This window comes from Bacteroides caecimuris (assembly GCF_001688725.2).
GTDB classification, from domain to species: Bacteria; Bacteroidota; Bacteroidia; order Bacteroidales; family Bacteroidaceae; genus Bacteroides; species Bacteroides caecimuris.
The window spans coordinates 2,902,654-2,915,046 of sequence record NZ_CP015401.2 but is presented as its reverse complement, the minus strand read 5'-3'; the positions used below and the strand labels follow the sequence as shown (position 1 = coordinate 2,915,046).

General features: G+C 45.1%; 10 protein-coding genes. 1 reads left to right on the top strand and 9 read right to left on the bottom strand.

The features are described 5' to 3' along the window. Positions 1-31: 31 nt before the first annotated feature. From A4V03_RS12775 to A4V03_RS12765, 3 genes are all read right to left on the bottom strand, one after another. Positions 32-3,064 (bottom strand): efflux RND transporter permease subunit, encoded by a 3,033-nt coding sequence (locus tag A4V03_RS12775; protein ID WP_065539155.1) that lies wholly within the window; start codon positions 3,062-3,064, stop codon positions 32-34. Positions 3,065-3,150: 86 nt separating this feature from the next. Then, a complete protein-coding gene (locus A4V03_RS12770) occupies positions 3,151-4,215 on the bottom strand; it encodes an efflux RND transporter periplasmic adaptor subunit (protein ID WP_065539154.1) in 1,065 nt (354 codons plus the stop codon). 395 nt (positions 4,216-4,610) lie between these two features. Next, entirely contained in the window at positions 4,611-4,865 is a 255-nt protein-coding gene (locus A4V03_RS12765) for a type B 50S ribosomal protein L31 (RefSeq protein WP_004300906.1), read from the bottom strand. Positions 4,866-5,294: 429 nt separating this feature from the next. Here A4V03_RS12765 and A4V03_RS12760 point away from each other — a divergent pair, with 429 nt between their 5' ends. Then, positions 5,295-6,299 carry a class II fructose-bisphosphate aldolase gene (locus tag A4V03_RS12760; protein WP_024986739.1) on the top strand — a complete coding sequence of 335 codons (1,005 nt, stop codon included), beginning with the start codon at positions 5,295-5,297 and terminating at the stop codon, positions 6,297-6,299. 150 nt (positions 6,300-6,449) lie between these two features. On the opposite strand, the gene A4V03_RS12755 is transcribed toward A4V03_RS12760, so the two are convergent. From A4V03_RS12755 to A4V03_RS12730, 6 genes are all read right to left on the bottom strand, one after another. Continuing rightward, positions 6,450-7,610, bottom strand: coding sequence for a sodium ion-translocating decarboxylase subunit beta (locus A4V03_RS12755; RefSeq protein WP_065539153.1), 1,161 nt, complete (start codon positions 7,608-7,610; stop codon positions 6,450-6,452). A 1-nt stretch (position 7,611) separates the two neighbouring features. Then, entirely contained in the window at positions 7,612-8,043 is a 432-nt protein-coding gene (locus A4V03_RS12750) for an acetyl-CoA carboxylase biotin carboxyl carrier protein (protein WP_024986741.1), read from the bottom strand. 24 nt (positions 8,044-8,067) lie between these two features. Then, a complete protein-coding gene (locus A4V03_RS12745; RefSeq protein ID WP_065539152.1) occupies positions 8,068-8,988 on the bottom strand; it encodes an OadG family transporter subunit in 921 nt (306 codons plus the stop codon). Between the two features lie 31 nt (positions 8,989-9,019). After that, positions 9,020-10,573 carry an acyl-CoA carboxylase subunit beta gene (locus A4V03_RS12740; protein ID WP_004300890.1) on the bottom strand — a complete coding sequence of 518 codons (1,554 nt, stop codon included), beginning with the start codon at positions 10,571-10,573 and terminating at the stop codon, positions 9,020-9,022. 28 nt (positions 10,574-10,601) lie between these two features. After that, a complete protein-coding gene (mce, locus tag A4V03_RS12735; RefSeq protein WP_004311398.1) occupies positions 10,602-11,006 on the bottom strand; it encodes a methylmalonyl-CoA epimerase in 405 nt (134 codons plus the stop codon). Between the two features lie 175 nt (positions 11,007-11,181). Then, on the bottom strand, positions 11,182-12,180 hold the full coding sequence (locus A4V03_RS12730) for a GNAT family N-acetyltransferase (RefSeq protein ID WP_065539151.1): 999 nt from the start codon (positions 12,178-12,180) through the stop codon (positions 11,182-11,184). Positions 12,181-12,393: the final 213 nt, after the last annotated feature.

Sequence of the window (12,393 nt, the reverse complement as noted above, 5' to 3'; positions counted from 1 at the left end):
CATCGTGAAATCCGTGTCTGAAAAATGCCATTTATCCTTTGATTCTCAGAATGGCACAATAAGCCACAGGCAGCACAAACAATGTCAGTGCCGAAGCCACTAACAAACCTCCCATAATCGTTGCCGCCATACCACCGAACATTGCGTCGAACAACAGGGGCAACATCCCCAAAATGGTAGTGCCGGACGCCATTGCTACGGGGACAATACGACTGGTGGTGGCACTGACCACTGCATCCAACGGCTTTTTGCCCATAGTCGTCTCAGTATCAATTTGATCCACTAATACAATTGCGTTCTTGATATTCATTCCTATCAACCCCAACAGTCCGAGGATGGAGAAGAAGTCGAACGATTTGCCCAACACCACTAGCCCCAGCACGATGCCGATAAAAATCAACGGCAACATCAACAGAATCACGATAGGTTTGCGATAGGTGCGGAAGAGGAACAATAGGGTGACGAACATCAGGAAGAACGTCAACGGTAAATTCTTGGCCAACGCCTCGTTAGACTCCACCTGACTTTCCTGCTCCCCGAAATACTTCATCGTATACCCCTCCGGCACTTTAATCTCTTTCTGCATCAGCGGCCAAACCTCATTGAAAGCAGCAATCGCATTTACTCCGCGACGCGGATCGCATTGCGCCATCATCACCATTTGCCGGTTGTAATCCTTCACATTCGAGAAACGATATTGGAAATCAAATTCCGATACCACCTGTTCTAGACTGGTCGTTTCATTGCCTGTGCCGAACACGGGCAACGTGCGCAGGTCATTGATGCGGAACGAATCCACCGTGTTATCCTTCAATAAGATAGGAAGTACCTGATCGCCCTGTCGATACTCTCCAAGCGTCATGCCTGTGGTTCCGATCTGGATACTTTGTGCCATTCCCTGACGCGATACCCCTAACGGTTGCGCCCGTTCGGGACTATATACAGGCTTCCATACAGGAACTTTATTTCCCCACGAATTGCGTATATTGATTAAATCCGGATTCCGGTGCATAATTTCCAAAGCCTGGTTGGTGAGCGCCACAAGCGTGTCCACATTCGGACCGATAAACCCGATTTCGATAGCGGCATCCACCGCAGGCGACAGTTTGAACAGACTGGTACGGGTAATCGCATTCGGATAATTTGCCTTCATATACGCGTCGAAATCTTCCTCATACTCTTTCGAATATTTACTGTCCGTCAACTCAACCAATACATTGGCAAAATTCGGTTTCGGACCCACCGAAGTAGAAGCCAGGTAATACCTTAGCGGCGTGCTGCCGAAGGTGATCGACACTTTCTTCACTTCCGGCTGCTTTGCCAGATGCTCTTCTACAGATTTCATCTCTTTCACTACATCATTGATGCTATACCCGTCGGGATAAAACACGTCCGCCCGGAAATAAGGCTTATCGAGAGAAGGAAAGAAGTTTTGCGGCATCATTCCCATAATAACCAGCGAAGCAACAAAGAGCACTGCCATCGAACCCAGTGTCAATGTTTTCCTGCGAATCATCGTGTGGAGGATGGAGGCGAATTTATGGTAGAACGGTTTGTCATACGGGTCTTTCGTGCCATCTTTTGCTTTCGCTTTCAGGATGAAGTTACCGAAAACAGTGGTCTGCGTCAGCGCGAGTATCCAGCTCAATCCCAGCGAGATGGCAAGCACCACAAAAAGCGGTTTCACGATTTCCGCCACGGCAGAAGGAGCAAGGTAGAGCGGGAGGAACGAACAGATAGCGATGAACGTAGCCCCAAGCAATCCCCATTGCGGACCGGTTGCTCCGTCTATCAGCGCTTTCCGTCGGTCTACTCCGCGGGCGATGGCAATCTGTGCATTGTCCGTTACCACGATGGCGTTATCCACCAGCATCCCCATGGCGATGATAAATCCCGCCAACGAAGTACGGTTCAGCCCGACACCGAAGAAAGACATGATAAGCAATGTGCCGCCAATAGAGAAAATCAGTGACGAGCCGATCAGCATACCTGCGCGCAAACCCATCACCAACATGATGATTACAATAACAATCAGAATCGATTCGATCAGGTTGATGATAAATCCGTTGTTGGCTTCGTTGGCAATTTCGTTCTCCAGATACAGGCTTTGCAGTTCCAGTCCCACAGGCATCAGTGGCAACAATTCGTCCAGTTTGGCTTTCACGTTCTTGCCCGTCTGCACCACGTCCCGTTGCGGGTCGGTGGAGACGCCGATGCCGATGGCACGTTTGCCGTTCACGTGCATGATGTTGGATGGAGGGTCCATGTACCCTTTTTCGATGACGGCGATATCGCCCAGTTTCACTTGTCCGGCTTTGGTGGTAATCACCTGGTTGCGGATATCGTCTACGGTGGTATACATACCGTTGGCGGTCACTCGGAGTTGTTGCTCGCCGGCACGGATTTCTCCGGTATTGATAATCTGGTTCTGCGATTGCAACAGACTGGCAAGCTGTTTCGGGTCGATGCCCATACCTACGAGCTTATTGGTGGAAATAAAAATATTAACCACCTCCGTCTGCGTCCCGAACAGGGCGACTTTCATCACTCCGTCCGCCGTCACTACCTGCGTTTTGATCCGTTCCGCCCAGTTGCGCATCTCTTCGTATGTGTAACCGTCGTCCGCCGTCAGACCGTAATAGATACCGAACACGTCGCCGAAATCATCGGAAACCGTCGGTGCAGAAGCACCGCTCGGCAATTGTGGCTGTATATTAAGTACCTTCCGTCGCAACTCATCCCACTTCTGCGGAATGGAGCTTGCCGACAAGGAAGGTTGCAACTCGAATGTGATTTTCGAGAGCCCGTACATCGATTCTGATTTAATCTTGTACGCACCGCTCATACTTTGGATCTCGCGAGAGATAGGCTCGGTAATCAACCGCTCCACTTCTGCCGGCTCGGCGCCCGGATAGCGGGTCATAATAACCGCCGACTTTATGACGAAAGGAGCATCCTCTTTCTTACCCAGCTTGCCGAAGGAAGTGATTCCCCCAATCAGCAATACAGCAAGAAAGAAATAGATGATTTTCGTATTATCTAATGAATATTTGGCTAAACTCATAATAAATGGTCGTTGATAATTGATGAATGAAAGTGGATAAAGAGGCTGTGAGTCCCCGTAGGGGAGTTGGAGTTACTAACGACTTTTCAGATAGTCTCCCTGTCAACAGTTGTGATAGATTCTCCTTCTACTAGTTGGTATACGCCTGCTATGACGATTTCTTCACCGGGTTTCAAACCTTCCGAGATGAGCGCCTGTGCTTCTCCGGTCGGGGCGTTGACGGTTACTTCCCGTTTGTGGACTTTATTGTCTTCTACCACCCAGACATACATTTTATTCCCTTCGCTTTCGCCGAATACGGCACTAAGCGGTACGATCGTCCAGCTATCCTGCACCAACGGACCTACATCTGCCGTGAAACGGATGCTGCACGTGAAACCGGGTTTCACAGCATACAGGTCGCGGTCGAATGACGGATCGTCAATCGTGATGCTGACCGGAATTCCTGTGCCATCTGTAGAAATATCAAGATATTCTTCCAGTTTCGCTTGAAACACGTGTCCTTTAAATGTGTCGAACTCTACCAGGAAATGCGGCTCTTTGGCACGCAACAAATAAAGATACGCATCCGGAATGGTGAATTTGATACGCAGATTGTGCGTATTGACAAGCTGCACGATACCCTCACCGGAGTTGACACGCTGATAGTTTTCCACCAGTCGTTTTTCGATAGAACCGTCGAAAGGAGCTGTCAGCTTGGTGTCGCGCATATTGTTGGCAGACAGTTCGTATTCAGACTTCGCCTTCTGGAAGTTGGCGAGGCTGATTTCATATTCCTGTACGGAGATCGCTTGCCGGGAGAGGAGCCGTTTGTTGCGTTCCACTTGTGCCGAAGCCGTTTCGTATGCCGATTTCGTAGCGGCATATTGCAACGCGATGTCTCTGGGGTCGATAGCCGCGATGAGTTGTCCTTTTTTCACTTTCTGTCCTTCGATGACAGGAAGCTGGATGATTTGCCCGTTGACCCGGAAAGCCAGCTTCACATATTCCACCGCTTCCACGATTCCCGAGAAATCTTTTCTGATAATCGATCTTGACTCGACAATCGTAGTCTTTACGGGACGTGCAGTTGTTGTTGTCGTTTCTTTTTTCTGTCCGCAGCCGGCCAGCAAGATTGCGGCTGCCAAGACGAATCCAAATTCCTTTTTCATATACCACGTTGATGTTTAGAGGTTTTGCGTTGATAAATAGCGAATAATATACTAAAACAACTCCTGTTTATTTATGTTCAATATTCCTGTCTTTTCATATCCTGCCTGTTAACCTTTATATGGAACACAAAAAAAACGGGAACTTTACGGGTCCTCTGTGGTGAAATTGTCGATTTCCCTACGTGGGAACTCTCTTTCCATCCAGGAAACGGGAGTTCTAGTGCAAGGGGAAGTTAGCATGGACAGCTTGTGGTAGGATAATGTGAAGAGTGTCAGGCATCGTCATATAGTCGATTCCTTATTGGATGATGCTTGGCACTAAGGAATATAGAAAACGAAAAAGAGGAAATTCTCTGCGAGAATCTCCTCTTTTTCATCTTTCACGAAAGATCGAATTATTTCTTCTTACGGTCACCGTAACGGCTCATGAACTTATCAACACGACCAGCAGTATCTACCAATGTAGATTTACCTGTATAGAACGGGTGAGAAGTGTTTGAGATTTCAATCTTCAGCAACGGATAAGTTTCACCTTCGAATTCGATGGTTTCTTTAGTTGCTACAGTTGATCTAGACAAAAACATGTCACCATTTGACATATCTTTAAATACTACCGGACGGTATGATTCTGGATGAAGGCCTTTTTTCATTTCAGTATCTGTTTTTTTAATTTATATTCTGTTACTATTTTGGTAAGAAATAGTGTAATGGTCATTTTTCAGAGCGCAAAGATAATGCTTTTCTGTGAAATAGAAAAAGATTTTCTAAAATTTCTGATTTCTAATTTCTAATTTACTATGCAGATTTTGGTGATTAAATGAATTGAAAAATGAGGTATAAATTAAGGTATAAATAAGGAGATATAAATCCGAAGGCATCAACCATCAATCAGAAATCAGAAATCTCAAAGTTTGCAAGGTAGACATTACAATCTAATGTCACACTCGTATTCCTGCTAAATTTTGCAGTCTGATTTAAACCTTTTTCTACTATATTTTCCTTTCCGGTGTTCGTTATTCGATGGATAATGCTTACTTTTGCGTAGAATTTTTATTCACTAACAATAAACTTTAAACAAAATGGTAAATTACAAAGATTTAGGATTGGTAAACACAAGAGAAATGTTTGCTAAGGCTATCAAAGGTGGATATGCTATCCCAGCATTCAACTTCAACAATATGGAACAAATGCAGGCTATCATCAAGGCTGCTGTTGAAACTAAATCTCCTGTGATTCTTCAGGTTTCTAAAGGTGCTCGTCAGTATGCTAACGCTACTTTGTTGCGTTACATGGCACAGGGTGCTGTAGAATATGCTAAAGAATTAGGCTGCGCACATCCGGAAATCGTTCTTCACCTTGACCACGGAGATACATTCGAAACTTGCAAATCTTGTATCGATTCAGGTTTCTCTTCTGTAATGATCGACGGTTCTCACCTTCCTTACGAAGAAAACGTAGCATTGACTAAGAAAGTTGTTGAATACGCTCACCAGTTCGACGTAACTGTAGAAGGTGAACTTGGCGTATTGGCTGGTGTAGAAGATGAAGTTTCTGCTGACCACCACACATATACTGACCCTGAAGAAGTAATCGATTTCGCTACTCGCACTGGTTGCGACTCTTTGGCTATCTCAATCGGTACTTCTCACGGGGCTTACAAGTTTACTCCGGAACAATGCCACATCGATCCGGTTACAGGCGTAATGGTTCCTCCTCCATTGGCATTCGAAGTATTGGATGCTGTAATGGAAAAACTTCCTGGATTCCCTATTGTTCTTCACGGTTCATCTTCAGTTCCTCAGGAAGAAGTTGCGACTATCAATAAGTTCGGTGGTAATCTGAAAGCTGCTATCGGTATTCCTGAAGAATGGTTGCGTAAGGCAGCTACTTCTGCAGTTTGCAAAATCAACATCGACTCAGACTCTCGTCTGGCTATGACTGCTGCTGTACGTCAGGTGTTCGCAGAAAAACCGGCAGAATTCGACCCACGTAAGTATCTTGGTCCGGCTCGTGACAACATGGAAAAACTGTACAAGCACAAAATCATCAACGTGCTCGGTTCTGACAATAAATTGGCACAGTAATAATCTCCGGATTATTCCATAAATAAAAGAAAGAGGCTGCTCCGGTTTGAACATCGGTAGCAGCCTCTTTTATGATGTTTAATCGTTAATAAAAACACCCGTGTCACAACTGAATGTAACACGGGTGTTCTTATCTATTATTAATGTTTCTTACATCAAGAATCCAAGCAGAATACCGGCAGCAACAGCTGAACCGATCACTCCGGCAACGTTCGGACCCATAGCGTGCATCAGCAAATAATTGGTCGAATCGTATTCCAAACCAATCACTTGTGAGATACGTGCCGAGTCGGGAACAGCAGATACTCCTGCGTTGCCGATTAATGGATTGATCTTGTTATCCTTCTTCAAGAAGAGGTTGAATATCTTCACGAAGATTACGCCTGATGTAGTTGCAATGACGAATGACAATGCACCGAGGGCGAAAATCTTGATAGAGTCGAAAGTGAGGAACTCGGAAGCCTGAGTAGAAGCACCTACTGTCAAACCTAACAGAATAGTAATGGTGTCAATCAACGGACCACTTGCCGTATTGGCAAGACGACGGGTTACGCCACTTTCTTTCAGCAGGTTACCAAAGAACAGCATACCCAACAAAGGCAGACCGGAAGGAACCAGGAAGCAAGTCAGCAACAAACCGATAATCGGGAAAATCACTTTCTCTGTGTGAGAAACGGCACGCGGCGGTTTCATACGTATGATACGTTCGTTCTTTGTGGTGAGCAAACGCATGATAGGCGGCTGTATCACCGGAACCAACGCCATATAGGAATAGGCGGACACTGCAATGGCTCCCATCAGGTTAGGTGCCAGCTTCGAGGATAGGAAGATTGCCGTCGGACCGTCTGCACCACCGATAATACCGATTGCACCGGCTTGCATAGGATCAAAGCCCATTGCTAAGGCGATCATGTATGCACCGAAGATACCAAACTGTGCTGCCGCACCGATTAACATCAATTTCGGATTAGAGATAAGTGCCGAGAAGTCCGTCATGGCGCCGATGCCCAAAAAGATGAGCGGCGGATACCAGCCGGAGGTCACTCCCTGATACAATATATTCAATACTGAACCTTCTTCATAAATACCGACTTTCAATCCGGCCTCCATATTAAAAGGTATATTACCAATCAATATACCGAAACCGATAGGAATCAGAAGCATCGGTTCGAATTCTTTGGCTACTGCCAAATAGATGAATACCAAGCCAACGAGAATCATGACTACATGCCCTACCGTAGCATTGGCAAAGCCTGTGTAGGTCCAGAAGTCGGCGAGGTTGTTTCCTAAAAAGTTTATAAAATCTCCCATATTATTCAATAATTACGAGGTCATTACCTTCAAGAACAGAATCTCCCTTATTTACGTTGATGGCAGTAACCTTACCGTCTTTATCCGCATTGATATTGTTTTCCATCTTCATGGCTTCCAATATGATAATGGTCTGTCCTTTCTTTACAGTATCGCCTACATTCACTTTGATGTCGAGGATTACACCCGGCAGCGGAGATTTCACTCCTGATTTTCCGGTAGATGGAGCGGTCGGTTTCACTACTTGAGTAGGAGCAGTAGGAGCATTAGGCATCGGGCGTACTGTCACAGGTTTTGCAACAGGCTTCGGCTGTTTCTCCATTTCTACTTTATAGTGTGTACCGTTCACTTCTACATGAGCGATGTTGTCTTCAATATCTCCGATGGTTACTTTATATAAGTTACCGTTGATTTTATATTTATATTCTTTCATCGTTTTTACTTTTTAAAAGGTGACTTACTTTCTGGAAGGAGTTTCACGCAACGTGTAAATCTTCGAACTCCATGGTGAGTAGCTGCGTTTTACACGAGTGATGGTCAGCACTGTTTCTTCTACGTCATGCACTTCATCTTGCATTTCGTGTAATGCCATAGAAATAGCCGCATACACTTCACCCGGAGCTTGTGACAGTTCCTTAGCTTCATGCTTGTCGATGCCTTTAGATTTCATAGCGTTGCGCTTGCTCAAATTAACGGCTGCTTTTCCTATAATCTTGAAGGCTATAAAAAGAAGAATCAATCCGCAGAATACTACACTCATGGCAGAAATGGCCATTCCAATACCATTAGCATCGTGTTCTTCAAACTTTTCCTTCTTGGCATTGCTGTCAAGAGTTTTGTTGTTAGTGCTTGGAGTCACGTATTTGTCACCACTTCCACTTTTTACTTCCCATTCAGTTGCTCCGTCGCTTACACGAGCGTATGATTGGTTGGGACCGAGAGTGCCTGCGGGCACTACAATCTGGTCGAGCAACTTTTTGCCGGAGTCGAACAGACCAATCCAGTTGGCGGTTTTCGGATTCAGCTTGAAGCTGGTGTGGAACGTACCGCGGTTGGGTTCGCCATCTGCCCAGAATAGCGCATGTTGGCGTGGTTTCACTGATGTAAGTATATCACCTTTCGGGATAAAGTAAGTAACTGTATCGCCCGGTTGGTTGCTTACTTTCAGCAAGCAAGCTGCCAAGTCGGCGCTACCGAATGATTTATTGAATATTTCAATCCATGCGCTGTGCAATCCGTAATCGTCCTGAAAATTACTCTGATTGTCTATCAGGATTTCGTTTAGCACCAGCTTATTGTTCGACTTTTGCTCTCCACAAGAAGTCAGACCAATCAGCAACAGCAAAGAAAGGAATATTCCGATTTTGGTTTTGTTCATAATCGTTCTTGTTTTAATGTGAAAAGTAGGATTACAACGGAATATTACCATGCTTCTTAGCCGGATTGCTCAATTTCTTAGTCTGCAACTGCTGCAAAGCACGGATGACGCGGAAACGTGTGTTGCGCGGTTCAATCACATCGTCGATGTAGCCATATTTAGCTGCATTGTAAGGATTGGCAAACAGTTTCGTGTATTCTGCTTCTTTCTCTGCAAGGAATTGAGCCGGGTTTTCCTGATCTTTGGCTTCGCGTGCGTACAATACTTCTACTGCTCCTGCACCACCCATTACTGCGATTTCAGCAGTAGGCCATGCGTAGTTCATATCACCGCGAAGTTGCTTACAGCTCATCACAATGTGAGAACCGCCGTAAGATTTACGCAATGTGATAGTAACCTTAGGCACAGTAGCTTCACCGTAAGCATACAACAACTTAGCACCATGAAGGATAACACCATTGTATTCCTGACCTGTTCCCGGAAGGAATCCCGGTACGTCTACCAACGATACGATAGGAATATTGAATGCATCGCAGAAACGGACGAAGCGTGCACCTTTACGAGATGCGTTGCTATCGAGCACGCCAGCCAGATATTTAGGCTGATTAGCAACGATACCTACCGACTGGCCGTTGAAACGGGCGAAACCGATGATGATATTCTTAGCATAATCTTTCTGGATTTCAAGGAATTCACCGTTGTCCACAATAGCGCCGATCACTTCGTACATGTCATACGGTTTAGTAGGGCTGTCGGGGATAATATCGTTCAAAGAATCTTCCAGGCGGTCGATTGGGTCTGTGCAATCTACATAAGGAGCTTCTTCAAGGTTGTTTTGAGGAATATAGCTCAACAGTTTGCGAATCAGCTCGAAACCTTCTTCTTCTGTTTGGGCGGTGAAATGAGTCACACCCGATTTAGTGGAGTGAACGCTTGCGCCACCGAGGTTTTCCTGGCTGACGTCTTCACCTGTAACGGTCTTCACCACTTTCGGTCCGGTGAGGAACATATAAGAAGTGCCTTCCATCATCAGTGTGAAGTCGGTCAGAGCCGGAGAATAAACAGCACCACCGGCACAAGGACCGAAGATACCGGAAATCTGCGGAATAACACCTGAAGCAAGGATGTTGCGTTGGAAGATTTCTGCATAACCTGCCAAAGCGTTGATACCTTCCTGGATACGTGCACCACCCGAGTCGTTGATACCGATACAAGGAGCACCCATCTTCATGGCCTGATCCATAATTTTACAAATCTTCAATGACATTGTTTCTGACAGTGAGCCGGCAGAAACAGTGAAGTCTTGTGCGAACACATATACCAGACGTCCTTCGATTGTACCGCAGCCGGTTACTACACCGTCTCCCGGATAATGCTTTTTCTCCATACCGAAGTTCGTGCATCTGTGCTCAACGAACATGTCCATTTCTTCGAAGCTACCCTCGTCAAGCAGCATAGCCAGACGCTCGCGTGCTGTGTATTTTCCTTTTTCGTGTTGCTTCGCAATTGCTTTTTCACCGCCTCCGATACGTGCTACGGCACGGCGTTCAATAAGCTCTTTAATTTTTTCAAGTTGATTACTCATGAGTTCTTGTTGGTTTTAGAGTTTATGATTAATGTTCGCAGAGTTCTGTCAGCACGCCCAAAGTTGATTTCGGGTGAAGGAAAGCAATATTCAAACCTTCAGCACCCTTGCGGGGAGCTTTGTCGATAAGACGGATTTCTTTGCCTTCTGCTTCTGCCAAAGCATTGGCTACGCCATCTTCTACAGCAAATGCAACGTGATGAACGCCTGCACCTTTGTTTTCAATGAATTTGGCAATAGTACTCTCCGGGCAAGTCGGCTCCAACAATTCAATTTTTGTTTCGCCTACTTTTAAAAAAGCGGTTCTTACTTTCTGATCTTCCACTGTTTCAATGTTGTAACACTTCAGACCTAATACGTTTTCGTAGTAGGGAAGGGCTTCTTCGATGCTTTTTACAGCAATGCCCAGATGTTCAATGTGTGAAATCTTCATAACTATACTTTTTTTATTTGGTTTTAATCATGTGCTTATATGGCATAAAACAGTACAAAGAAAGACATTTCTTACCTAATAAAGAAATATTTCTGCATTTAATTATTGGATTATTGAACAGAAAGAATGGTAGAGAAGGGGTATGAAGGGTTGTTTTGTAATCTTGAGATTACATTTAGACGTAAAATTTGATTAAGAGTTTGTTCAGCCAATTCCAATTGACACGAAACCAGCGGCGGGTACTGCTCTGCTTTCCGCCGAAGCGGAGAACAAAATCACGATAACCGTGTTTCCGGAACGGAAGTCCTACATCCATAAATTCCATGTGGCGGAATCCCCGCTGGCGCGCATCTTCCAAGGCTTTCCATACGGCCAGTACCCCCGGATACTGAAGTGCGTATGTCTTTTTCATTCCTCCCGAAAACCAAAGGTATGCATCGTCTCCCGAATAAATACAGACGGAACCGCCGATGATTTTCTCTTTGTATTTTACTACGAATATTTTTGCCTGTTGTCCTTTGATTAATATGTTGTTCATGTGATGGAAAAAGTCGTTGGCAGGGAAGTATCTGCGTATGCGGGAAGAATAAACCTTGTGCAGCATCCGTGAGAAGTCGTGTATCTCTTCCACGGTATGTGCTTCCTCTACTTTAGCTCCATTCTTGAGTCCTTTTTTTATCTGACGGATGCGTGACGGGCTGAACCGGTCTTCCGTATTTTTCATACTGTGCAGCGAATTGTGTACCCGTAACCAATTGACAGGGAAATAATCATTGGCACGGAAAACCCGGTAACCGAACATCGAATTGTTGAGGTTCCGGAATTCGATCAAGACACAACTACGCGATGCCTCTTGTGTGAGATGTTCGAGCATCTCGCCGAAAACTTCTTCAGCTTTTTCTTTGTTGGTCGAAAATGACTCATCCAGAAATTCACCTTCGCTATATACTACGCAATGTTTTACCAAAGAGGAGGGAAGCCACTTTTTCGCTTTGCGGATGGCGGCAAGCAGGCGTGCCACAGGTCTGCCGTCTTCTGTTGCCACTATTAATAAAGGAGTATATCCCGGAGTCGCTTCATAAATCTGAAATAACTCTTTGGAATGGAAGGCATTGTTTCCCGGCAATTCAGGAATGTCCTTCCCATGGTAATATGTTGTTAGTTTAAGTGGCATTTAGGTACAAATTTACACTTTTTATTCTTTATCCAACAACAAAACTAAGATTTTGTTGGAGATGCTTGAAGTAAACATCAACTATGAATATTGTAAAGACGGGGGAAAAGTGAATCCGATGGCTGATGAAGCCAATATCAGAATCCGAACTTCTAAGATATTTTAGTGTAGTGTCAACTGTTTAGATTAAGTTTTAATTTAGGAAGGGATATA

What these genes read in the sequence shown, in the direction of transcription:
- A4V03_RS12775 (WP_065539155.1), bottom strand. Translation starts at nt 3,064, where the DNA reads ATGAGTTTAGCCAAATATTCATTAGATAATACGAAAATCATCTATTTC.
- A4V03_RS12770 (WP_065539154.1), bottom strand. Translation starts at nt 4,215, where the DNA reads ATGAAAAAGGAATTTGGATTCGTCTTGGCAGCCGCAATCTTGCTGGCC.
- A4V03_RS12765 (WP_004300906.1), bottom strand. Translation starts at nt 4,865, where the DNA reads ATGAAAAAAGGCCTTCATCCAGAATCATACCGTCCGGTAGTATTTAAA.
- A4V03_RS12760 (WP_024986739.1), top strand. Translation starts at nt 5,295, where the DNA reads ATGGTAAATTACAAAGATTTAGGATTGGTAAACACAAGAGAAATGTTT.
- A4V03_RS12755 (WP_065539153.1), bottom strand. Translation starts at nt 7,610, where the DNA reads ATGGGAGATTTTATAAACTTTTTAGGAAACAACCTCGCCGACTTCTGG.
- A4V03_RS12750 (WP_024986741.1), bottom strand. Translation starts at nt 8,043, where the DNA reads ATGAAAGAATATAAATATAAAATCAACGGTAACTTATATAAAGTAACC.
- A4V03_RS12745 (WP_065539152.1), bottom strand. Translation starts at nt 8,988, where the DNA reads ATGAACAAAACCAAAATCGGAATATTCCTTTCTTTGCTGTTGCTGATT.
- A4V03_RS12740 (WP_004300890.1), bottom strand. Translation starts at nt 10,573, where the DNA reads ATGAGTAATCAACTTGAAAAAATTAAAGAGCTTATTGAACGCCGTGCC.
- mce (WP_004311398.1), bottom strand. Translation starts at nt 11,006, where the DNA reads ATGAAGATTTCACACATTGAACATCTGGGCATTGCTGTAAAAAGCATC.
- A4V03_RS12730 (WP_065539151.1), bottom strand. Translation starts at nt 12,180, where the DNA reads ATGCCACTTAAACTAACAACATATTACCATGGGAAGGACATTCCTGAA.